Below are 22,116 nucleotides of genomic sequence, written 5' to 3'. Positions count from 1 at the left end.
CTTTGATTTGATGAATTTGACTAACTGAACGATAGTTTATCAGCACAGAAAATTAATGTCAAGATTGTGATACGTGAATTGATAAACTCAGGAAATACTCGATGATAAAAAAAATCCCCGCTCCATTTGGAACAGGGATTTTTTGATGCGATGTTTTTTGTACTTCGCTTGTTAGGCTTTTGGCTTGGCCACATTGACCTTGAGTACTTTATCGGCCAGTGAGTAATCATTGAACATGCTGATGGCCTTGTCTGCTTCAGCCTGTTCGGGCATGGAAACAAAAGCGAAGCCCTTCGACTGTCCCGTTCCCTTGTCCATGACGAGATCGACCGAAGAGACGGTTCCCGCGGTTGCGAACAAGGTATTGATTTCAGCCTGTGTGGTGCTCTTGGCCAGGTTTCCTACGTAGATTCGAATATCCATTTTTTACTGCTTTCTCCGGCACGGCCGGGATTAAAAAAATGACCGCAACCCTATAAGAGGGTCGGCGGTCAAGGTACGACAGGGAGATCCAGTTATTTCTTGCGCTTTCAGTGTAACACACATTCCCTCTGTAGACGCAAGGAGAGGATAGAGGATGGATAGAGGAGCGATATGGGGTGGATATAACGATGGAGTAAAAAGTGTTTCTAATTTTCCAGTCTTACAACTTTATAACCTGATTTGACATCCTCCCCCTTTTTTGCTAAACTAGAAGTTGTCAGACAACTACGCCAATCGCTAACTGCCAGAGGCTACCTTCCCAATGACAACTCTACTCATAAAAAACGCCTATATTGTCACCATGGACGACCATCAGCGGGAGATTCCAGAAGGTGGCATGTTCATTCGTCGCGGCCTCATTCAAGAGGTCGGCCCCATGAACGAACTTCCAACAACTGCCGATGAAGTCCTCGATCTCAAGGGGCATGTCGTCTTCCCGGGCCTCGTCAACACCCATCATCATTTTTATCAAACCCTCACACGCGCCGTCCCCGCCGCGCAGGATGCAAATCTATTCAACTGGCTGAAGACCCTCTACCCGATCTGGGCGCGGCTTCAACCCGATGATATTTTTGTCTCGACTCAGACCGCATTGGCAGAACTCGCCCTTTCGGGATGTACCACCGCATCGGATCATCTCTATCTGTTTCCAAACGGTTCAAAACTGGACGATGAAATTGCTGCGGCCTCCGAGATCGGGGTCCGCCTGCAGGCATCGCGCGGTTCCATGAGCCTCGGTGAATCCAAAGGCGGGTTACCTCCCGATTCAGTCGTGGACACCGAAGACAACATCCTCAAAGATTCCCAGCGTCTCATCGAAAAATACCACGACGCCAAACCCGGCGCGATGACTCAAATTGTCCTTGCACCTTGCTCGCCGTTCAGTGTCACATCAGATTTGATGAAACAGTCCGCAAAGCTGGCGCGCGAATACGGCGTGCATTTGCACACGCATCTCGCTGAGACCGAAGACGAAGAAAAATTCTGCATGCAAATGTTCGGTCATCGTCCTGTGGGATACATGCAGGAAGTGGATTGGGTGGGGGATGACGTCTGGTTCGCGCATGCGGTGTGGGTCAATGACGAAGAGATTCAAGTCTTTGCAAAACATAACTGCGGTGTGGCGCATTGTCCCACCTCGAATATGCGCCTGGCTTCGGGTATTGCACCCATTAAGGAATATCGCAAGGCGGGCGTCAACGTGGGCCTCGGCGTGGATGGTTCCGCCTCCAATGATGGCTCGCATCTGCTGGCTGAAGTCCGCAATGCCATGCTCGTGTCCCGCGTCAAAGAGGGATTAACGGGCTATTCCCTTTCCAACGATCCAAACCGAAAATTGATGACCGCCCGCGAAGCCCTGCATCTTGGCACACGCGGCGGCGCAGCGGTATTGGGCCGAACTGACATCGGCAGCCTCGAAGCTGGCAAGTGCGCCGACTTCTTCGCCATCAACTTGAACAAGCTCGGCTTCGCTGGTATGCACGACCCTGTCTCTGCCGTGGTGTTCGGGCAGCCCGTCAATGCGGACTACACCGTTGTCAACGGAAAATTTGTTGTGAAGGAAGGTCAACTTGCGACAGTGGATCAGGGCAGATTGATCGAGAAACATAACAAGGCAGCAAAACGATTGCTGGCATGATTAGTCCGAATAATTACAGGTTGCCTGAATTATGAGTGAACTCTTTATTGGCTTTTTCCTGGGCTGGCCCGCTGTTGTTGTCACAGCAATACTCGCCGTGATCGGTTTGCTCAGGGATAATTATCGCTTTCTTGTCGCTGCAGCCATTTTGGCGCTTCCTTTTTCGTGGCTTCTGAGCGGATTTCCCATCATTCGGTCGCCTGTGTTTTTATTGCCGTTGCTGCTCTTTGCTTCTGGATACTTTATTAACCGTGGAAGAGAGATGATCGCATGGCTTCTCGCAGTCCCATACTTTTTGACGATCTGGCTGTTGATCAACGCGGTTTCAGCGCAATGAGATCAAATTGACGGGACGAACAATGATTGGCTGCCGACATGAGCCAAATTCTCATTCCTCTGCTTTTTTGGCTGTCCATTCCCGCTTCGTTGACGTTTTCCGTCATCGGCGTGCTGAAAAACAGATATTGGTTTGTGCTGATCGGCGCAGTGCTGATCTTCCCGATCGCTTACTACTTTAATGGTTCTCCGACCTTTTATGGATATGGCCTCTTTCTGCCCGTCTTTCAAGTCATCTCTGCGGCGGCGGTAAAGGAGGGGTACAAATTATGGGCATGGTTGTTTTTAACGCCCGCATTCCTGGTCGTTTTTTGGTTTATTTTCGTCGTGTTATCTTACCAGTTTTCATGAAGTGATTTTGAAAACATAGATTATTGAGAGGAGCTTAGACATCATGTTTGATAGTGTTCTTCCGATCATTTTTAGCTGGCCCTTTGTTGCTTTTTCTTTGATCGCAACGGTGGTCGGTATTTTGTACGAGATCCCGTTCCTGGTGATTCTGGGTGCGATAACCATTGTGCCGTTCTCTTATCAATTGAATAATGTGCAATATTTTCGCGGCGTTGCCTTTTTTCTACCGGTGCTTCAGCTTTTTTCCGCTTGGGCGCTGAAAGAGGAAAGAAACGTTTGGGCTTGGGTTTTGTTTGCGCCCACGATTGCCATCATTCTCTGGCTGTTTGTTATCAACTCGATCATCGGATTTTTCTAGGTCGTTTCACTGGAGACTTTATGACATCGTCCACCAAACTTACCCGCTCACTCGTTGATGTAGCCATGGGGCGAGCGCCCGCTGACCTTGTGATCCGCGGTGGCAAATGGGTGTGTGTGCAATCGGGAGAGATCGTTCCCGATACAGACATTGCCATTGTGAATGGACACATCGCATTTGTCGGGCGGGATGCCAGCCATGCCATTGGCAAGAAGACAAAGGTGATCGAAGCGAAGGGACGTTACCTTGTGCCGGGCCTGCTTGACGGTCACATGCACGTTGAATCGGGCATGGTCACAGTGACAGAGTTCGTGCGGACAGTGGCGGTGCGCGGCACGACAGGCATGTTCATTGACCCGCATGAGATCGCGAATGTCTTTGGTCTTAAAGGCGTGAAGTTGATGGTGGATGAAGCGCAGAAACAGCCCATCCATGTTTGGGTGCAGATGCCTTCCTGCGTGCCCTCGGCGCCTGGGCTTGAAACGCCGGGCTCTTCCATTGGTCCAAAGGAAGTGGCAGAAGCCATGACGTGGAAAGGCATCATCGGCCTCGGTGAGATGATGAATTTCCCCGGTGTGTTCATGGGTGATAAAAAGATGCTCGATGAAATGTCCGCGACCCACGCGGCAGGGAAGACCATTGGCGGGCATTATGCCTCGCCTGATCTCGGTCTTCCGTTTCACGGGTATGTGGCGGGTGGCGCGGAAGATGACCACGAAGGTACCCGCATCGACGACGCTATTGCACGTGTGCGGCAGGGCATGAAACCCATGCTGCGATATGGTTCAGCGTGGCATGATGTGGCGAATCAGGTCAAGGTGATCACTGAAAAGAAAATGGATTCGCGCCGCTTTATTCTTTGCACGGATGATTCTCACGCGGAAACGCTCACCGTCGAAGGGCACATGGACCGTGTTCTGCGTCATGCGATTGGTGAAGGTTTGAATCCCATGACGGCGATCCAGATGATGACGATCAATACCGCCGAGCATTTCGGTCTCACCAAAGAGATGGGTATGATCGCGCCTGGTCGTTGGGCGGACGTGCTTTTGGTGGACGACCTGATGAATTTCAAAGCCGATGTCGTGATCGCAAAAGGACAGGTCATCGCAGAGAAGGGTGAGTTGCTGGTCAAACTTCCTTCGGTGAAATATCCGCGTTGGGCGACGAAGTCGGTGCATTTGAAGCGGCCTCTCAAGGCGGAGGATTTTGCCCTTCGGACGAGAGCAGTTCACGGGTCCGAAGTGGATGCGCATGTCATCGGTGTGATCGAGAATCAGGCGCCGACTCGTCATCTGCGGATGAAGGTCAAAGCTGAAAACGGAGAAGTCAAAGCCGATATTAAACGCGACATCGCGAAGATCGCCGTGGTGGAACGTCATCGCGCGACTGGCAAGGTGATGGTGGGCTTGATCAGCGGACTTGGATTTACGCGGCCGTGCGCAATCGGTTCAACTGTGGCGCATGACAGCCATCATATGATCGTGGTGGGTACGGATGATGAGAATATGGCGATTGCCGCAAATGAACTGGCGAAGTGCGGCGGCGGTCAGGTTGTGGTGATGAATGGTGAAGTGATCGGGCGGGTGGAGTTGCAGATCGCAGGTTTGATGTCGAACGAGCGCGCGGATGTGGTGGCGAAGAAAGCCGCCACGGTGCTCGACGGTTTCAAAATTTGCGGCAGTGAATTGAATAACCCGAATATGCAATTGAGTTTGTCGGCGCTTGTGGTGATCCCCGAATTGCGGATCTCAGACAAGGGCCTTGTGGACGTAACGAATTTTGATTTTATATCCGTGTTGGACGAGTGAGGCGAGAATGTCAAATTTTCCTTTTCAACGATTACAGGTCGACCTGGCAGCATTGATTGCGCGAACTCCTGCGGGTCAGCGCCTGCCTTCGGAACCCGAGCTTGCAAAACAGCTGGGAGTTTCTCGCGCCACACTTCGTGAGGCCATGCGCGCTTTTGAAACGCAGGGCTTGATCCGCAGGCGTCAGGGTTCTGGCACGTTTGTGGTCGGCAAAATGCGCGGCTTGCTTGATAACGGTCTTGAAGTGCTTGAAAGCCTTGAGACCATGGCAAAGCGTTTGGGCCTGGAAGTTTCAGTGAGCGACCTGAGTGTTGAATCGCTTCCCGCTGATGACGATGCCGCGACTGCACTGGGTGTTCCCAGCGGAACGCCCCTGACACGTGTCAGACGTGTGGTGCGCGCCGATGGCAGACCTGTTGCTTATCTTGTGGATATTTTGCCCGAGGCGATTCTGCATGTAGAGGATCTGCCCGTCGATTTTCACGGCTCTGTTCTGGACTTTTTGCTTGATCGCGGCGATCCTTTGAGGACTTCCCGCGCGAATGTCAGTGCCATCGGCGGAACGGCAGAGGTTGCCAAAGCGCTTGAGATCCAGCGCGGCGATGTGCTGCTACATTTTTATTCACAGCTTTTCGATGAAGAGAACAGGATCGTGGATTATTCATTGAGTTACTTCATCCCTGGTTATTTCCATTTCCATATCATGCGCCGTGTGGGTGCGTAAAATAGCGTAATTTCCAACGTATGCATGCAAGGTGTAAAACTTTGCGGACCATCGTTGAATCATTTTTTCATGCAACAAGGAGTTCAAATGTCTATTCAGGAGATACAAAAAAGAGTTCAGGCTTCCCGTGAGGATATTATCGAATTCATGCGCGAGATCGTTGCCATTCCTTCGATGGATTCACAATTGAAGGATGTGGGGGAACGCATCGCCGCGGAAATGAACAAACTTGGCTTCGATGAAGTCCGTTTTGACAAGATGGGCAATATCATGGGGCGCATTGGCAATGGCAAGCGGGTCATTGTGTACGATTCGCATATCGATACGGTGGGTATCGGTGACCCGCACGAATGGGAATGGGATCCGTTCAAAGGCAAGATCGAGGATGGCATTCTATATGCGCGCGGCGCCTGCGATGAAAAAGGCTCCACCCCGGGCATGGTCTACGGCCTCGCCATGGCCCGTGACCTGGGTCTGCTTGAAGGCTGGACCGCCTATTACTTCGGCAACATGGAAGAATGGTGTGATGGCATTGCCCCCAACACCTTCGTTGAAGTGGACCCGAAAGTGAAGCCCGATTTTGTGGTCATTGGCGAGCCGACCAAGATGCTGGTCTATCGCGGGCATAAGGGCCGCCTTGAAATGAAGGTGACCGCCAAGGGTAAATCGGCCCATGCAGCGAGCAATCATCTGGGTGATAACGCCATTTACAAGCTGCTTCCCGTCATCGCGGGCATTCGCGATTTGGAACCCAAACTTGGTGACCATGAATTTTTGGGTCATGGCAAGATCACCGTTTCAGATCTGCATGTGAAGACCCCTTCGATCAATGCGGTGCCCGATGAAGCCGTCATTTTCATTGACCGCCGTATGACCTTCGGTGAGACCAAGGAAGTGGTCAAGAAACAGGTGGAAGACCTCATCCCTGCCGAATTCAAAGACTCTGTGAAGCTTGAGGAATTGTTCTACGATGAACCTTCCTACACGGGCTTTGTCTTTCCCGTAGACAAGTACTTCCCAGCCTGGGCTCTGGAAGCGGAGCATCCGCTGGTGAAGGCTGGTCAGGAAGCCCGCACGCAGATCGGTTTGCCCGAGGCCGCCAGCAGCAAGTGGAACTTCTCCACCAATGGCATTTACTGGGCTGGCAAGGCTGGCATTCCGTCCATCGGCTTTGGCCCCGGCGATGAAGAGACTGCACATACCGTTCGTGATTCTGTTTCGCTGGAAGATATGGTCAAGGCGACAGAGTTCTATGCGATTTTGCCGAGCTTGATTAAATAATTTATTCGTAGGGACACAGCGTCGCTGTGCTCCCTACATGGTGAATATGAAAACCCTCGAGATCCGCCGACACTCCATTCGTGACCATGCAGGTGACCACCTGAATCAAACAGGTGTAACCTTTGCGCGCTTGATCGGACAGAACATTGGTCCATTTGACCGTGTGATCACATCCGCATTGCCGCGTGCATTCGAGACAGCCATTGCAATGGGCTTTGCCGTGGATGAGCAAACTGAATTGCTGAACACCTACGGTCATGCCGTGGAGAAGGAAGCGCCCTGGCCGCAGACTTTTGACTTTTACGCTGAGGTGATCAAACACAACGGCGCGCCTGCGAAGTATGCCCATAAACTGGCAAAGTTTTATGCCAGTGTGATGGATTTTATTTCCGAAGGCCGTTCAGCGCTGGTCGTTACTCATGGCGGAGTCGTTGAATTGGGCATCGTCGGCTGCCTGCCTGGCTTTGATTTTTCGGGTTGGGCAGACCCTGTCGATTATTGCGAGGGCGCAAGACTTTATTGGGATGATAAATTTGTTGATGCTGAAGTATTGCGCGTCAATAGATAAATATAAAAACACTCGAAGGAACTTTATGAATACGAATAGGAAACCACTTTTTCTTTTAACCTTCTTTTTGCTTGCGGCGCTTGTCGCGAGTATTCTGACGGGATGCGGCGGCGCAAAGCCCAAGGTTGCGCTCATGCTTGCGCGCGGTGGACTTGGTGACAAGGCCTTCAATGACAGCGCCAATGAAGGTTTGCAGAAAGCCATGCAAGACCTCGGCGTGGAGGTGAAAACTTTCGATTATCAACAGGATACGCAAAGCGAAAACGTCCGCAAGGCCGCGCAGGAAGGGTATCAACTGGTGATCGGTCTCGGTTCGGAAAATTCCGCGGCCATCACCGAAGTTGCGACAGAATTCCCTGACACGAAATTTGCGCTAGTTGATGCGGTAGCCGAAGGCGCAAATGTCACCTCGGTCACATTCAGCGAACTCGAAGGCGATTTTCTCGCAGGCGCACTGGCGGCATTGTTGAGCGAAAATAACAAAGTTGCCTATCTGGGCGGTGCGGATGTGCTCGTCATTCGCCGCATTCAATTCGGCTTCGAGCAGGGTGTGAAGTACGTCAAGCCTGATGCGGAGATCGTTGTCAAATATGTTGCGGGTAAAGATGATTTCAGCGGCTTCTCGAAACCCGATGAAGCCAATGCGATCGCCGCGCAGCTTTATGCCGATGGAGTGGATCTCATTTATGCAGCGGCGGGTGGGTCCACTCTCGGGGCGATCGATGCCGCTAGATCGGCGAACCGCCTCATCGTTACGACAGGAAGCGATCAGCGTTACATCGCACCCGAGGTCGTGGTGACCAGTCGCACCAAGAATATGAATCAGGCGGTCTTCATGTTGATCGAATTGCTTACGAAGGATGAATTGCAAAGCGGATCGATCCAGCTCGATTACAAATCTGGCGGCATCGGTATTGCGCCTCTTTCCGCGGACCTTGTGCCTGCTTCTGTTTCAAGTGCATTCGAAGCCATTCGGGCCGACCTTGAGTCGGGCGCCATTCAATTGGAGCCGTTTGTTGGTCAGTAAATAACACGGCAGGGTAATACCTGCCTGTGTATTTGTAAAATCAAAATAAGGAGACTAAATCATGCAAACCAATTTTAGAGGCCGCGATTTCATCGGCGACCTTGATTTCACAAAGGAAGAAGTTGAAACTGTTTTGGAAGTGGCCTGGGACTTGAAGCGCAAGCGTGCGCTCGGCGAACCGCATCCCTACCTGCGCGATAAAGTGCTGGCGATGCTGTTCTTCTTCTCATCCACCCGCACCCGTGGATCGTTCGAAGCGGGCATGGCTCAGTTGGGCGGACATGGCGCTTTCATCGACAGCAACACCACACAAATTTCACACGGCGATACTCCCGTGGAAATCGGTGAGATCTTCGGCCGCTATTTCGACGGCATCGCCATTCGTCACTGCGATTACGGCGACGGCAATGCGTATTTGAACGCGGTTGCAAAATCGAGCCGCGCGCCTGTGTTGAACATGCAATGTGATGTGTATCATCCTTCCAATGCCTTGCTGACTTGATGACCATCATGGAAAAGAAGGGCAAGGATCTGCGCAAGAAGAAGATCGTCGTTTCCTGGGCATATGCCGCCTCTTATCTCAAGCCAATCTCTGTGCCGCAATCTTTGATCCTTCAAATGCCGCGCTTTGGCATGGATGTAACCCTGGCTTACCCGCCTGAATTCCCGCTCATGCCTGATATCGTTGAGCAGGCCAAGGAACAGGCCAAGATCGCTGGTACAAGCTTCGAGATCATTGATTCCAAAGATGGCATGACCGAAGCCTGCAAAGATGCCGATGTGATCTACGCCAAGTCATGGGGCCCGTTGTTGACAACCACCGACAAGGTGGAAGGCAAGAAACTCCAGGACATGTACAAGAATTGGATCATGGATGATGCCAAGCTCAAAGTCGCCAAAGAAGGCGCGATCTACATGCACCCATTGCCCGCCGACCGCGATGTGGAAGTCACCAGCAGTGTGCTCGATGGCCCGCAATCTGTGGTGTTTGATGAGGCCGAGAATCGCCTGCACGCCCAGAAGGCCGTGATGGCTCTTACCATGTCCTAAAATAACTATAGGGACACAGCGTCGCTGTGTCCCTATAAATAGGAAATTTACCAATGACCAAAATCGCAGTCGTCGCCATTGGCGGCAATGCTCTTATTAAAGATGACAAGCACGTATCGGTAGAAGATCAGGAAGAAGCCCTTCGCGAAACATCCGTCCACCTTGCAGATATGGTCGAGGCAGGCTGGGAATTGGCCGTCGGCCACGGAAACGGGCCGCAGGTTGGTTTTATTTTGCGCCGCTCTGAGATCGCCGCGAAAGTGGAAGGAATGCACGAAGTTCCGCTGGATGTCTGTGGCGCGGATTCACAGGGCGCCATCGGGTATGAACTCCAGCAGGCTTTACGCAACGAATTTTTCAAACGCAAGGTCAACAAGAAGGCCGCCACCATCGTCACCCAGGTGCGCGTGGAACAAAGCGATCCCGCCTTCCAGAAACCCAGCAAACCCATCGGCTCTTTCATGGACGAAGCGGAAGCCAAACGCCGTGAAAAGGAAATGGGCTGGTCAGTGGTGGAAGATGCAGGCCGCGGCTGGCGGCGCGTTGTCGCCTCTCCGTTGCCGAAGGAGATCGTGGAGATCGATGCGGTCAAGCTCTTGTTGGAGGCAGGCCAGGTCGTCATCACCGTGGGTGGCGGCGGCATCCCCGTGGTGGAGCGCAGCGACGGTGCGTTGATGGGTACTGCCGCAGTGATCGACAAGGATTTTGCGTCATCCCTGCTCGCTCAGGCCGTGAAAGCGGAATTGTTTTTGATCGCCACGGCGGTTGAAAAGGTTGCCATCAACTTTGGGAAGCCCGAGCAAAAATGGCTCGATACCATGACCGTCGCCGAAGCCAAGGCTTATCTTGAAGAAGGTAAGCATTTCGCCAAAGGCTCCATGGCTCCGAAGATCCAGGCGGCCATCTGGTATCTTGAGAACGGTGGCAAGGAAGCCCTCATCACCAATCCTGAAAATATCGGTCGCGCCCTCAAACGCGAAACTGGAACGTGGATCGTTAAATAAAATGTAGGGGCACAGCGTCGCTGTGCCCCAACAACCAATATGAAACGCCTTCATCCCTCGCTAACCCTCCTTGCCGCCGCGATCCTTGCGTATGGCTTGCTCATCCCGCAACTTGGTTTTTATTGGGACGATCTGCCTATGTCTTGGATTCGTTATCAGCTTGGGTTTGAGGCGATGACAAAATATTTTTCGACCAACCGCCCGATCTGGGCGTTGTTGTATCAAGTCACCACACGCATTTTGCCATATCTGCCGATCTACTGGCAGATCTTCGCGCTGCTTTGGCGCTGGCTCGGCGCGGTCGTTTTGTGGAGCATCGCTAAAGAATTATTCCCCCAGCGTGAAAAATTTGCGCTCACGTTGAGTTTGCTCTTTTTGTTATATCCTGGTTTCAACCAGCAGTGGGTCAGTTATCTTTACTCTCATTTCTTCATTGTCCTTTTTTTCTTTCTTCTTTCTCAACTTCTCATGCTGCGGGGCAAAACGATTCCCGCGCTGGTTTTTTCTGCGCTTAATCTTTGGATGATGGAATATTTCTTCGTCCTTGAGTTGATTCGTCCCTTTATTATTTGGACTTCTCTTCGAGATGAATCGAACCCGAAAGAGCGCATCAAACGGACCCTCAGCCTGTGGACGCCGTATCTGGCAGTTTTCGCCCTTGCGGTTTTATCGCGCATCTTCATCTTCAACAATCAGATCTATCAATTCAGCCTGAAGGATGAACTGGTGAGGGCTCCGCTTGAAACGATTCTGATGCTTGCGCAAAATGTCTTCTCCAGTTTTTGGACGGTGACGGTTGCAGCATGGGCGCTTGCATTTCAGTTTCCAAACCCCGCTGTGGATGGTCCGCGTACGATGGCGGTGTATGCCTTTGTGATCGTCACTGTCACGGCGCTGACCCTGTTTGGGGTGTCGAAGCAGGCCCAAGTCCAGGAAGGAAGCGGGCGGGACGCTTCGACTGGCTCCGTGTGGCGGTGGGCGATCCTTCTCGGTGTGGTCATGCTCATTTTGGCGGGGCCGCCGTTTTGGTTGACGAATGTCCCCGTTTCGCTTGGGTTTCCTGCCAATCGTGCCACTTTGTCTTTCGTGCTTGGTGTGAGCTTTATTTTCGCTGGGTTGTTCGATCTGTTTCCACAAAGAGTTCAAATGGTTTTCGTGACGTTGTTTGTCGCACTGGCGGCTGGGCGTCAATTTTTGTGGGCTAATGAATTTCGCCGTGATTGGGCTTATCACAAGAATATGTTCTGGCAGATGACATGGCGTGCACCCGGACTTGAGAAGAATACGATTGTTCTGATGAATGAAGAGCTGTCTTTTTATGCCGATAACTCGCTCGGGGCGGCGCTGAATCTGATCTACGCACCCGATAATCACTCGGATGTGATCGATTACGTTTTGTTCTACCCGACGAACCGCGAAAGCTTGTCTTTGACTTTGGACACGCCAGTTGATTATGATTTTCTGGCTGGAAAATTCTCGGGGAATACCTCACAGGCTGTTGTGTTTTATTATTCACCGCCGAAATGCCTGCGTCTGTTAGACCCTGAGATCGATCTTGAAAACCGTCTGATTCCCGACGACACATTTCTGCGCGATGCCGCACTGCTTTCTTCCACTGCGCCGATCTTGGGCGAGCAAATTTCGCAAATGCCCGCCGCCTATGGGGCGGAGCCTGCACATGGCTGGTGCTACTATTTCGAGAAAGCGGACCTTGCCCGCCAGCTGGGTGATTGGGAAACAGTTACCCAATTGGGTGATGCGGCATTCGCTTTGGACGATTATCCTAACGACCCGATCGAGCGGTTTGTTTTCATCGAAGGCTATGCTCACACAGGGAATTGGGAAAGGGCGGTAGAATTATCCACGGCATCCTATCAGGTTTCCAAGGGGTTTGTCGGCCCGTTGATCTGTAAATTATGGAACCGAATTGCTCGTGAGACGGAGGACACATCAGAGCGGAAAGTCACCTTTGATGTAGTACAAAGTAAACTTGAGTGTTCACCGTAAAAGTTTATAATTTGGTTTTATATGTGGCTGGCCTTATCAGGCAAAATTGTCCCTGCAACTTGAAAGGAGGCCAAAGGCAAAAATTGGTCTTTCATCTGGCACATAGAACAATTATTAAACAAGGAGAAGAAAAATGCGTAAAAATGTAACTCGTCTGTCCATGTTCGCTTTGATCCTCATGCTTGTGCTTTCAGCGTGCGGTGGCGGTCAGTCTGCCCCTGTTGCTACTGAAGCTCCTGCTGGTGGCGATGCCACTGAAGCCCCCGTCGCAACCGAGGCGCCTGCTGCCACTGAAGCGCCCGTTGCTGAAGATGCTGGCGGCTTCCAGATCCCTGATGTAGAAGATGGCAAGTTCAACGTAGCCATGGTCTTGATCGGACCGCACGATGATGGCGGCTGGTCTCAGGCTCACTACGAAGGCCTCGTTTACATTGAAGAGAACGTTCCCAATGTACACACAGCCTATATTGAAAACGTCCCCGAAGGCGCAGATTCCGAACAGGTATTCCGCAGCCTTTCCCGCAAGGGCTTCAACTTGATCTTCGGTACCTCCTTTGGTTTTGGTGATCCGATGGCTGCTGTTGCCGAGGAATTCCCCGATGTGATGTTCATTCACCTCACCGGTATTGCCTCCAACGAGACCAACTTTGGCAACCTGATGGGCGCCATGGAAGATATGAAGTATCTGGCCGGTATGCTGGCCGGTGCCCGCGCCAAAGCCGATGGCAATCCCAAGCTCGGTTATATGGCCACCTTCCCGATCCCTGAAGAAATTCGCCTTGGCAATGCCATTGCGTTGGGCATGAGAAAGACCTGCCCCGAATGTACGATGGATGTCCGCTGGCTCAACACCTGGCATGACCCGATCATTGAGAAGGAAGCTGCTGCCTCCCTGTTCGATGCCGGTGCCCAGGTTGTATTTACCGGTGCTGATACCCCCGCCGTTGCTGACGTTGCTCAGGAAAAAGGCAAATGGGGCGTAACCTATGACTGGTACGGCTCCTGTAAAGTGGACGCCTGTCTCACCGCTCCGTACTGGGTGTGGGGTCCCGTGTACTCTGCGATTACTGAAGAAGTGATCGCTGGTACCTACAAGCCCGGTTGGCAGTACTTTGATGCCGAAACGGGTGCCCTCGGTCTGTATGGCTTCATGGAAGGCCAGGAAATGCAGCCCGGCGTGAAGGACCTCGACCCCGAAGTCCTTGCTATGGTGCAGGAAACCCTTGCCCAAATGCTCGCTGGCGAATTTACCCGCTTCGACGTGTTCACAGGCCCGATCATGGATAATCAGGGTAATGTGGTTCTGCCCGAAGGCCAGAGCCTGCAACAGGTCGACCTTGATGCGTTCCCCGAGTTCGGTCTGCCCTGCTCCATCGATGTTTGTATGAAGTGGTGGGCTGAAGGTATTACCGCCGAACTTCCGCAATAGCTTTTTCAAAACATATTGGGCTGGAACTCCGCAAAGGGTTCCAGCCCTTCGTTAGAATGTATTCCCAAGTAGTGTTTGTTTTATCGCAGGAGCAACCCAGTGACACAGACAACACCTTCCACACCCGAAGCGCCGCTTGCGGTGGAAATGCGCGGCATTGTAAAAAGATTTCCCGGTGTACTCGCCAACGACCATGTTGATTTCGAACTGCGCGCGGGCGAGATCCATGCTTTGCTTGGGGAGAATGGCGCAGGGAAAAGTACTCTTATGAATGTTCTTGCCGGGCTGTATCGGCAGGAAGCAGGAATTATTAAAGTAAAAGGCAATCCCGTGGAATTTTATTCGCCGCGGGATGCGATCAAATCCGGGATCGGCATGGTGCATCAACATTTCATGCTCGTCCCGTCTCAAACAGTCACTGAGAATGTGCTCCTGGGTCTTGATGATCCGCGCTTTTTCATGCGCTTGCCGGAATATGACGCGAAGGTTGCGGCAGTTGGCGAGCGTTTTGGTTTAAAGGTGGATCCGCGTGCCAAGATCTGGCAGCTTTCGGTCGGCGAACAGCAGCGTGTGGAACTGCTTAAAATGTTGTATCGCGGCGCCAATGTGCTCATTATGGACGAGCCAACCGCCGTGCTTGCGCCGCAGGAGATCGATGGCCTGTTCGACATTCTGCGCTCGATGATCTCGCAGGGAAAATCGGTTATTTTTATCAGTCATAAATTACATGAAGTTACCGCGATCGCGGATCGCGTGAGTGTGTTGCGGCGCGGCGTTGCGACGGCTTCCGGTGTGCCCTCCAAGGGTGCGACGAGGCAGGAATTGGCGCGTTTGATGGTGGGACGCGACGTTATTTTTGCGCTGGATAAGAAGCCGGGTAACCCCGGTAATTTGGTTTTGGATGTGAAGGATGTTTACGCTGAGAACGACAAAGGACTGCCTGCCCTGCGCGGTTTGTCATTGAACGTGCGCGCTGGGGAAATCGTCGGTGTGGCAGGTGTGGCGGGTAATGGTCAATCTGAGCTTTCGCAAGTGATCACCGGTCTGCGCAAATGTAAGCAGGGTGAGGTGAAACTGGCTGGCGATCTCGTCAGCAATCGCAATACATTGTTTGGAATTCAACACGGCATGGCTTATGTTCCCGAGGACCGCAATCATGTGGGCAGCGCTCCGAACCTGAGCGTGACCGATAATGTGATCATGAAAAAATATCGCCAGCCTCCGATCTCACGCGCTGGTTTTCTGGATATGGGTGCGGCCACCAAATTGGCCAAGGAACTCAAGGATGCTTATGACATTATTGTCCCAAGCGTCACTACACCTGTGCGGCTTCTCTCCGGCGGCAATTTACAGCGTGTGATCCTGGCCCGCGAAATTTCCGGGCTGCCAAGTTTCATGGTGGCGGTTCAGCCCACCCGTGGTTTGGATGTAGGCGCGATCGAAGGTGTACACCGCTTATTGCTGGCACAACGTGAGGCGGGTGCGGCAGTTCTGCTCATTTCAGAGGAACTGGAGGAATTGCTTTCGTTGAGCGACCGTGTGTATGTGATCTATGAAGGCAAGATCATGGGTGAGGTCAAAGTTGGGGGTGTGGAACCAGATGAAAGTTTGATCGAGATGATCGGTTTGATGATGACCGGCACCCCGTTGGACCAAATCCACAAAGAAGGAGTCGGCGCAAATGACTGAGTCAACTTCGGTACAAAAGAAACGCGCGGGCTTCAAAATTCGCGTCGAGCCGCGGCTGGAAGAGCCTGCGGCCTGGTACCCTTTGGCAGTATCACTGGGCGCGATCGTCGTTGCTCTGATCCTGGGCGGTATTTTGATCTCGTTCGCGGGCGGTGACCCGCTCAAGTCTTATCAACATATTGCCAAGGCCTCCTTCGGCGATACGGGTGTGTTATCCGATACGATCGTGAAGGCAACCCCGATCCTGCTGGCTGCGCTGGCCTGTTCAGTGGCATTCCGCATGAAGTTGTGGAATATCGGTGCGGAAGGGCAATTCATCATGGGAGCGTTCGGTGCGAGCGCAGTGGTGCTGGCTCCGCTTTTGGCCGAGGATACGCCGCGCTGGTTGTTTCTCACCGTGATGGTGCTGGCAGCCATGGCCGCTGGTGCGATTTGGGGTTTTATCCCCGGGTACCTTAAGGCGAAATTTAATGTAAACGAGATCATCAGTACCTTGATGATGAATTACATTGCAATAGCCTGGATCAACTTCTGGATTTTCGGCGTGTGGTCGGAGGGTGGTTTCCAGATGTCGCCGAAATTCCCGAATAATGCGTGGCTGCCGCGTTTACTGGAATACGCGAAAGAATATCCAGCTCTTCGCGGCCTGACAACACATGCGGGTCTGCTGCTAGGTATTGTGGCGGCGATCATTCTCTGGATCATCGTGTATCGCAGCCGCTGGGGATATGAGATTCGCTTGATCGGTGACAATCCGCAGGCGGCGAAGTATGCCGGCATCAATATCACAAGCAATGTTATCTATGTGATGATGCTTTCAGGCGCGTTGGCCGGGCTGGGCGGCATGAGCGAGGTTTCAGGTGTGGTGCATCGTTTGCAGACAGCACCAATTGCTGCTGGTTATGGTTTTACGGGCATCATTGTGGCATGGCTTGCAAAATTGAATCCGCTGGTGATCATTGTGGTGTCGGTTTTGTTTGGTGCGCTGATCCTGGCGGGGCGTGAGATTCAGCCATCGGGTGTGCCGAAAATGATCCAGGGCATCATTCTGGTTTCACTTATTGCCAGTGACTTTTTGTTGCGGTATCGCATCCGCATCGTGCGCGCAGACGCGGAGGAATAATTCAATTATGGATGCAATCATCATTCTTCAGGCAGGTGTTGCCACCGGCACGGTACTGTTGTTCGCCACGATCGGCGAGATCTTTGCTGAGCGTTCGGGTGTGCTGAACCTCGGTGTGGAGGGCATGATGTTAATCGGCGCGATGACTGCCTTCAGTACGACCATTGCCACGGGCAATCCGTGGGTTGGTGTACTCGCAGCCATGTTCGCCGCCGGGTTGATCAGCCAGATCCATGCTTTTATCACGATCACCTTGCAGGCAGATCAAGTTGTCAGCGGGCTGGCGCTCACTTTCCTTGGAACAGGCATCAGCTTGGTATTAGGCGAGGGCTTGAGCAAGGCCGGTACGGTTTCTCTCTTGCCGAATTTTTCTATCCCGTTACTTTCGCAGATCCCATTCCTGGGTCCGATCCTGTTTACGAAACAAAGTGTGATGGTTTACATCGGCTATTTGCTGGTGCCGTTGACCTGGTATTACATCAACCGCACACGCCCCGGTCTTAACCTGCGTTCGGTGGGGGAGTATCCCTCCGCCGCGGATTCGTTGGGCATCAGCGTATTTCGACTGCGCTATTTTTATGTGTTTGTCGGCGGGATGCTGGCTGGGCTGGCGGGTGCAACCATCAGTCTCGCGGTTGCGCCGGGCTGGTTCAGCGAATTAACCACAGCAGGGCAGGGGTGGATCGCGGTGGGTCTTGTTATTTTTGCGCAGTGGGACCCGGTCCGTGCCATGTTCGGTTCTTATGCGTTTGGTGCGTTGCGCCGCCTTATTTTGGATATTCAAGGGCCGACCCTTTTATTGGGTTTCGATAATCCGTTTTATTACAACCCATATTGGGGCTTTTTTCTGCAAATGCTGCCGTATGCGTTCACGGTCATTGTGCTGGTGATCGGTTCGCGCGAAGCCATGCGCAAGCGTTTGGGAGCACCTGCCGCACTGGGTAACCCTTATGTTCGCGGTGAACGCGGCAAGTGATTTGATAGTTACCCTATTTTGAAGCTCTCAATCCCGCAGGCAGACGCTGCGGGATTTTGATTCCTATTGCTATACATTTGACTAAAAATTCTGGAGGAATGTCACTTGTGACAATATGCTCAAATTCTCCATAATGAAAAGGTCAGACGATTGTCATCCAACGATTTTTCTTATGAGCATCATTCAAACAAAATCCGTGGCCGACCAAGTTGAGGAAGTCCTTCGGGAGCGCATTCGCAATGCGACCTATTTGGCTGGCAATCGCATTCCTTCTGAAAGTGAATTATCTGATGAATTGGGGGTAAGCCGCGCCACCGTGCGGACGGTGCTGGCAAAACTGGCTGTCAACGGTTTGATCATTCGCAAACAGGGAGATGGAACCTACGTCAATGCGCGGGTTCAGGAAGTCAGTGCCCATGCTGGGAACTTGTGGGATCTGGTGCGCCTGATCGAAAACAACGGATCGAAGGCGTCCATTCAGCCGCTCTTGATCAGCGAAAAAGCTGCCTCTGAAAAAGAGGCACAGGTGCTGGCGTTGGAAACAGGCGAACCGCTTGTGCAATTCAAGCGGCTGTTTCTTGCCGATCAGCGTCCAGTCATTCTTGCCAACAATGTTGTGCCCCTGTCCTTTTTCCGCGTGCCGCTGGAGCAGATCGATGGTCAGCTTCATTTCCGCGAGATCCTGCATCAATATTGTCATCAGGAAATTGGATTTGTGATCACCGATATTCATTCCGCTTTGGCTGCGGATGAGGTTCGACAGGTTCTGAAGAATCAATCAGCCCTGACGGTTCTGGAATTGCATATGGCATTCTATAGCCGCAACAACCAGCCATTGGCTGTTGGTTTAAATTATTTCGACGATTCTGCTTTACGCTTAAGTTTGGTCCAGGCCTGGAGTTAAGGCCATGCAATCCTATTCTTCTGAAATCTCGATTTGGCTTTGAGGAGGAAGGTTCGATGCGATCACGATTGAACGCTTTGTTCGACGCTTTATTGCCTGTGCTTGCCACACTGGCCGCGCTTGGAGTGGGGGCGGTCATGTTATTAATCCTCAAAGTCAACCCAATCGAGGCTTATGCGGCGCTTTGGGACGGCGCATTCGGCAGTTCCAACGCATTTGCAGAGACGTTGGTCAAGGCTACGCCGCTGCTCTTGGTGGCCTTGGGAATCTGTATTTCGTTTCGCGGTGATGTGATCAACATTGGCGGCGAGGGACAGATGATCATCGGCGCGATCCTTGCGACCTGGGTGGGGCTGACTTTTACCGGGCTGCCCGGCTGGCTGGTGGTGACTATTTCCCTGGTGGCAGGTTTTTTGGGCGGGGCAATTTGGGGCGGTATCCCTGGAGTTTTGAAAGCATATTTCAGTGTCAATGAGATTTTGAGCACCGTGATGATGAACGCCATCGCGGTTCAATTAATGAACTTTCTTTTGCGCGGCCCGATGATCGATCCTTCGCAGGCCGAACTGGCTTCGAAGATTCCCCAGACGGCGCGTTTGCTGGATGCTTTCCGCCTGCCGCGTTTGGCTCCCACGCGTTTACATCTTGGCGCATTAATCGCGGTCATTCTTGCGATCGCGGTGTACATCCTGCTCTGGCGGACGACACTTGGGTACCGCATCCGCGCGGTGGGACAGAATCCGAATGCTTCCCGTTATGCGGGAATCAAAGTTCAACGCTATATGGTTTTGGCGCTCTTGTTGAGCGGAGCTTTTGCTGGGTTGGCTGGCGCGACACAAGTCTTCGGCGTGAATTACCGCATGATCACAGATGGGTCTTCTTCAGGGTTCACGGGCAGTGCGGGCTTCAATGGAATTGTGGCTGCATTGTTTGGGCAGTTGCATCCATTGTGGTCCATTCCTGCGTCCATTTTGTTTGGCGCATTGTTGGTGGGCGCGAACAAAATGCAAAGGGTGGTGCAGGTTCCTTCAGCTTTGGTGATTGCCTTGAATGGTTTGGTGGTGGTCTTTGTGGTTAGCAGCGAAATCCTGCGCAAGAGACGACAGCGCAGAAGACTGGCGGATGCAAGACAGGAGGATGAAACCCCGCCTCCAACAGAATCGGGTGAATCACAAATCAAGCAAGCGGAGACAGGCGCATGATCTCAGACCTTTTTTCTGTCACTGTTCTAATCGGCATTCTCGCCTCTGGAATTCGCCTTGCAACTCCATACCTGTATGCGGCCATCGGTGAAACCTTCAGCCAAAAAAGCGGCGTGCTCAACCTGGGTGTGGAAGGGCAGATGTTGTTGGGTGCCTTCGCCGCTTTTTATGTGGCCTTGTCCACGGGCAGTTTGTGGCTTGGTATGTTGACCGCCATGATCGTGGGCGCGTTGATGGGATTGGCGATGGCATATGTGACCGTCAACCTGCATGCACAGCAGGGCATCAGCGGAATCGGTTTTTATCTTTTTGGGTTGGGTATGAGCGATCTGCTTTTCCAGAAACTGATGGGAAATGTGGAGACGGTCAAAGGCTTTCCGAAAATTTATATTCCTGGTTTGAGCGATATTCCCGGCATTGGCGAGATCTTCTTTAGCCAGAATATTCTTGTGTACGGCGCGTATTTGCTCGTGCCGCTTGCGTGGTTCGTTTTGAACAAGACCACGCTGGGGTTGAAGATCCGCTCGGTGGGTGAGAACCCCGATGCGGCCGACTCGCTTGGCGTGAGTGTGGCGCGCATTCGATATTTCACCATCATTCTTGGCGGCGTACTTTCGGGGATCGCAGGCGCGTCGCTTTCGATCGCTTTATTGAATGTCTTTCAGCAGAACATGACCAGCGGACTTGGCTTCATTGCAGTGGCGCTGGTTTACTTTGGTGGGTGGCGCCCGGTGGGGGTTTTGGGCGGCGCTTTGCTTTTCAGTTTGATCAATTCATTGCAGTTGTGGATTCAGGTATTGGGGATTCCGATTCCTTCCGATATTGCAGTGATGATGCCTTACGTGCTCACGATCCTGGTGCTGGTTGCCACGGTATCGAGAGTCCGCTCTCCGTCTGCGCTGTCGAAACCCTTTGAAAGGGAGAATTGATTTTCAGGAAGAGGAGGTAAATGCCTGCCCTGTGAAAATGAATTTCGAAACTGTATCAAGTGTCCCGTTGAAAGACCCGTATCCATCCATCAAGGAGAAGAAGATGAAAAAGTTCGTATTGACCCTCGTTCTCGCTCTGGCACTCGTTTTGAGCGCCTGCGGAGCTCCAGCCACTGAAGCTCCTGTCGCAACCGAAGCCCCCGCGGAAGTTCCTGCGGCAACCGAAGCCCCCGCTGCCACTGAGCCGCCTGCTGCCCCGGCGGAACCGTTCCGCGTGGCCGTTGTGATGCCCAGCGCCATCAATGACCTGGCCTTCAGCCAGAGCATGTATGATGCCCTCGTCCGTATTCAGGAAGAAATGGGCGGGCCCGAAGCCTTTGAGTTCGTGTACTCTGAAGGCATGTTCGTTGTGGATGACGCCGCTGCGGCCATTCGTGACTACGCCACACAGGGTTATGACCTGGTGATCGCTCACGGCTCACAGTACGGCTCATCTCTACAGGAAATTGCTCCTGATTTCCCCGAGACCAGTTTTGCCTGGGGCACCACTGCCGATACATTCGGCCAGCCCAATATCTTCGCTTATGAAGCGGCTTCTCAGGAAGGCGGCTATGTCAACGGTGTGTTGGCTGCCACCCTTTCCCAGAGCGCGGTGATCGGCGTTGTTGGCCCGATCGAGACTGGGGATGCGAAGTTGTATGTTGATGGTTTCGGCGCTGGTGTTGCAGCGACCAACCCCGATGTCACTGTGAATGTGAATTACATTGGCTCGTTCTCTGATGTTGCCCTGGCTTCCGAAGCTGCGACCACACACATTTCCGCGGGCGCCGATGTTTTGACCGGCACCGCCCAGATGGTCGTCGGCGCGATCGGCAAGGCTGAAGAGAACAATGCTTTGTGGTTTGGTACACAGTCCAACCAATCCTCTCTGGCTCCCTCCATCGTGGTTGCCAGCCAGGTGTATCACTGGGAAGTGACTCTGCGCGAGATCATCTCCCTGATCAATGAAGGCACATTGGGCGGCACTTCCTTCAAGGCCAATCTTGCCAACGGCGGCGAAGTGATCGAGTTCAATCCCGATTACGCGCTCTCCGATGAGGCCAAGGCTCTTGCAGAAACCACCATTCAGGGAATCATCGACGGCACCATTAAGATCACCCTGCCTTAGTATTTAGTATCTAGACCTGACAGGTTTCCGTGAAGCGACCTGTCAGGTCTCCATGAG

20 protein-coding genes and 1 pseudogene are annotated in these 22,116 nt (G+C 52.5%); 20 read left to right on the top strand and 1 reads right to left on the bottom strand.

Annotated elements, in window-relative coordinates; genetic code table 11:
- Nucleotides 1-171: 171 nt before the first annotated feature.
- A complete protein-coding gene (locus IPI86_RS21970) occupies nucleotides 172-423 on the bottom strand; it encodes an RNA-binding protein (RefSeq protein WP_345300170.1) in 252 nt (83 codons plus the stop codon).
- Nucleotides 424-745: 322 nt separating this feature from the next.
- Between IPI86_RS21970 and IPI86_RS21965 the strand changes: the two genes are divergently transcribed.
- From IPI86_RS21965 to IPI86_RS21870, 20 genes and pseudogenes are all read left to right on the top strand, one after another.
- On the top strand, nucleotides 746-2,122 hold the full coding sequence (locus tag IPI86_RS21965) for an 8-oxoguanine deaminase (protein ID WP_345300169.1): 1,377 nt from the start codon (nucleotides 746-748) through the stop codon (nucleotides 2,120-2,122).
- Between the two features lie 31 nt (nucleotides 2,123-2,153).
- Nucleotides 2,154-2,459: a hypothetical protein gene (locus tag IPI86_RS21960; RefSeq protein WP_345300168.1), complete on the top strand. Its 306-nt coding sequence runs from the start codon at nucleotides 2,154-2,156 to the stop codon at nucleotides 2,457-2,459.
- 38 nt (nucleotides 2,460-2,497) lie between these two features.
- Entirely contained in the window at nucleotides 2,498-2,809 is a 312-nt protein-coding gene (locus IPI86_RS21955) for a hypothetical protein (RefSeq protein ID WP_345300167.1), read from the top strand.
- Nucleotides 2,810-2,852: 43 nt separating this feature from the next.
- The gene (locus tag IPI86_RS21950) at nucleotides 2,853-3,167 is read left to right on the top strand and encodes a hypothetical protein (RefSeq protein WP_345300166.1); all 315 of its coding nucleotides are present in this window, start codon (nucleotides 2,853-2,855) and stop codon (nucleotides 3,165-3,167) included.
- A gap of 20 nt (nucleotides 3,168-3,187) precedes the next feature.
- Nucleotides 3,188-4,978: an adenine deaminase gene (gene ade, locus IPI86_RS21945; RefSeq protein ID WP_345300165.1), complete on the top strand. Its 1,791-nt coding sequence runs from the start codon at nucleotides 3,188-3,190 to the stop codon at nucleotides 4,976-4,978.
- 7 nt (nucleotides 4,979-4,985) lie between these two features.
- Complete coding sequence (locus IPI86_RS21940) at nucleotides 4,986-5,702, top strand: GntR family transcriptional regulator (RefSeq protein ID WP_345300164.1); 717 nt, start codon at nucleotides 4,986-4,988, stop codon at nucleotides 5,700-5,702.
- An 87-nt stretch (nucleotides 5,703-5,789) separates the two neighbouring features.
- Nucleotides 5,790-6,983, top strand: a complete 1,194-nt coding sequence (locus tag IPI86_RS21935) for a YgeY family selenium metabolism-linked hydrolase (protein ID WP_345300163.1) — start codon at nucleotides 5,790-5,792, stop codon at nucleotides 6,981-6,983.
- A gap of 46 nt (nucleotides 6,984-7,029) precedes the next feature.
- A complete protein-coding gene (locus IPI86_RS21930) occupies nucleotides 7,030-7,551 on the top strand; it encodes a histidine phosphatase family protein (RefSeq protein WP_345300162.1) in 522 nt (173 codons plus the stop codon).
- A gap of 25 nt (nucleotides 7,552-7,576) precedes the next feature.
- Nucleotides 7,577-8,578 carry a BMP family ABC transporter substrate-binding protein gene (locus IPI86_RS21925; RefSeq protein WP_345300161.1) on the top strand — a complete coding sequence of 334 codons (1,002 nt, stop codon included), beginning with the start codon at nucleotides 7,577-7,579 and terminating at the stop codon, nucleotides 8,576-8,578.
- Nucleotides 8,579-8,639: 61 nt separating this feature from the next.
- Nucleotides 8,640-9,628, top strand: a pseudogene (locus tag IPI86_RS21920) (ornithine carbamoyltransferase).
- Between the two features lie 53 nt (nucleotides 9,629-9,681).
- Nucleotides 9,682-10,632 (top strand): carbamate kinase, encoded by a 951-nt coding sequence (arcC, locus tag IPI86_RS21915; protein ID WP_345300160.1) that lies wholly within the window; start codon nucleotides 9,682-9,684, stop codon nucleotides 10,630-10,632.
- 39 nt (nucleotides 10,633-10,671) lie between these two features.
- Nucleotides 10,672-12,639 carry a hypothetical protein gene (locus tag IPI86_RS21910; RefSeq protein WP_345300159.1) on the top strand — a complete coding sequence of 656 codons (1,968 nt, stop codon included), beginning with the start codon at nucleotides 10,672-10,674 and terminating at the stop codon, nucleotides 12,637-12,639.
- Between the two features lie 133 nt (nucleotides 12,640-12,772).
- A complete protein-coding gene (locus tag IPI86_RS21905; protein WP_345300158.1) occupies nucleotides 12,773-14,068 on the top strand; it encodes a BMP family ABC transporter substrate-binding protein in 1,296 nt (431 codons plus the stop codon).
- A gap of 99 nt (nucleotides 14,069-14,167) precedes the next feature.
- The gene (locus IPI86_RS21900; RefSeq protein WP_345300157.1) at nucleotides 14,168-15,757 is read left to right on the top strand and encodes an ABC transporter ATP-binding protein; all 1,590 of its coding nucleotides are present in this window, start codon (nucleotides 14,168-14,170) and stop codon (nucleotides 15,755-15,757) included.
- Nucleotides 15,750-16,880, top strand: a complete 1,131-nt coding sequence (locus IPI86_RS21895) for an ABC transporter permease (protein WP_345300156.1) — start codon at nucleotides 15,750-15,752, stop codon at nucleotides 16,878-16,880. The genes IPI86_RS21900 and IPI86_RS21895 overlap by 8 nt, the downstream gene beginning before the upstream one ends.
- 7 nt (nucleotides 16,881-16,887) lie before the next feature.
- Nucleotides 16,888-17,856, top strand: coding sequence for an ABC transporter permease (locus tag IPI86_RS21890; protein WP_345300155.1), 969 nt, complete (start codon nucleotides 16,888-16,890; stop codon nucleotides 17,854-17,856).
- A gap of 172 nt (nucleotides 17,857-18,028) precedes the next feature.
- Nucleotides 18,029-18,760: a GntR family transcriptional regulator gene (locus IPI86_RS21885; RefSeq protein ID WP_345300154.1), complete on the top strand. Its 732-nt coding sequence runs from the start codon at nucleotides 18,029-18,031 to the stop codon at nucleotides 18,758-18,760.
- Between the two features lie 56 nt (nucleotides 18,761-18,816).
- On the top strand, nucleotides 18,817-19,962 hold the full coding sequence (locus IPI86_RS21880) for an ABC transporter permease (RefSeq protein ID WP_345300153.1): 1,146 nt from the start codon (nucleotides 18,817-18,819) through the stop codon (nucleotides 19,960-19,962).
- Nucleotides 19,959-20,891 carry an ABC transporter permease gene (locus IPI86_RS21875; RefSeq protein ID WP_345300152.1) on the top strand — a complete coding sequence of 311 codons (933 nt, stop codon included), beginning with the start codon at nucleotides 19,959-19,961 and terminating at the stop codon, nucleotides 20,889-20,891. Before IPI86_RS21880 ends, IPI86_RS21875 begins: the two co-directional genes overlap by 4 nt.
- A 37-nt stretch (nucleotides 20,892-20,928) precedes the next feature.
- Nucleotides 20,929-22,059 carry a BMP family protein gene (locus IPI86_RS21870; RefSeq protein ID WP_345300294.1) on the top strand — a complete coding sequence of 377 codons (1,131 nt, stop codon included), beginning with the start codon at nucleotides 20,929-20,931 and terminating at the stop codon, nucleotides 22,057-22,059.
- Nucleotides 22,060-22,116 lie beyond the last annotated feature (57 nt).

It is taken from the genome of Candidatus Villigracilis affinis, from assembly GCF_016705895.1.
GTDB classification, from domain to species: Bacteria; Chloroflexota; Anaerolineae; order Anaerolineales; family Villigracilaceae; genus Villigracilis; species Villigracilis affinis.
This window is presented reverse-complemented; position numbering and strand designations above follow the sequence as displayed.

Bases quoted from the DNA above. Each gene is read 5' to 3' on its own strand.
- IPI86_RS21970 (WP_345300170.1), bottom strand. From the start codon at position 423: ATGGATATTCGAATCTACGTAGGAAACCTGGCCAAGAGCACCACACAG.
- IPI86_RS21955 (WP_345300167.1), top strand. From the start codon at position 2,498: ATGAGCCAAATTCTCATTCCTCTGCTTTTTTGGCTGTCCATTCCCGCT.
- IPI86_RS21925 (WP_345300161.1), top strand. From the start codon at position 7,577: ATGAATACGAATAGGAAACCACTTTTTCTTTTAACCTTCTTTTTGCTT.
- arcC (WP_345300160.1), top strand. From the start codon at position 9,682: ATGACCAAAATCGCAGTCGTCGCCATTGGCGGCAATGCTCTTATTAAA.
- IPI86_RS21950 (WP_345300166.1), top strand. From the start codon at position 2,853: ATGTTTGATAGTGTTCTTCCGATCATTTTTAGCTGGCCCTTTGTTGCT.
- IPI86_RS21890 (WP_345300155.1), top strand. From the start codon at position 16,888: ATGGATGCAATCATCATTCTTCAGGCAGGTGTTGCCACCGGCACGGTA.
- IPI86_RS21960 (WP_345300168.1), top strand. From the start codon at position 2,154: ATGAGTGAACTCTTTATTGGCTTTTTCCTGGGCTGGCCCGCTGTTGTT.
- IPI86_RS21905 (WP_345300158.1), top strand. From the start codon at position 12,773: ATGCGTAAAAATGTAACTCGTCTGTCCATGTTCGCTTTGATCCTCATG.
- IPI86_RS21870 (WP_345300294.1), top strand. From the start codon at position 20,929: ATGAATTTCGAAACTGTATCAAGTGTCCCGTTGAAAGACCCGTATCCA.
- IPI86_RS21910 (WP_345300159.1), top strand. From the start codon at position 10,672: ATGAAACGCCTTCATCCCTCGCTAACCCTCCTTGCCGCCGCGATCCTT.
- IPI86_RS21930 (WP_345300162.1), top strand. From the start codon at position 7,030: ATGAAAACCCTCGAGATCCGCCGACACTCCATTCGTGACCATGCAGGT.
- IPI86_RS21895 (WP_345300156.1), top strand. From the start codon at position 15,750: ATGACTGAGTCAACTTCGGTACAAAAGAAACGCGCGGGCTTCAAAATT.
- IPI86_RS21965 (WP_345300169.1), top strand. From the start codon at position 746: ATGACAACTCTACTCATAAAAAACGCCTATATTGTCACCATGGACGAC.
- IPI86_RS21880 (WP_345300153.1), top strand. From the start codon at position 18,817: ATGCGATCACGATTGAACGCTTTGTTCGACGCTTTATTGCCTGTGCTT.
- IPI86_RS21875 (WP_345300152.1), top strand. From the start codon at position 19,959: ATGATCTCAGACCTTTTTTCTGTCACTGTTCTAATCGGCATTCTCGCC.
- IPI86_RS21935 (WP_345300163.1), top strand. From the start codon at position 5,790: ATGTCTATTCAGGAGATACAAAAAAGAGTTCAGGCTTCCCGTGAGGAT.
- IPI86_RS21940 (WP_345300164.1), top strand. From the start codon at position 4,986: ATGTCAAATTTTCCTTTTCAACGATTACAGGTCGACCTGGCAGCATTG.
- IPI86_RS21885 (WP_345300154.1), top strand. From the start codon at position 18,029: ATGAGCATCATTCAAACAAAATCCGTGGCCGACCAAGTTGAGGAAGTC.
- ade (WP_345300165.1), top strand. From the start codon at position 3,188: ATGACATCGTCCACCAAACTTACCCGCTCACTCGTTGATGTAGCCATG.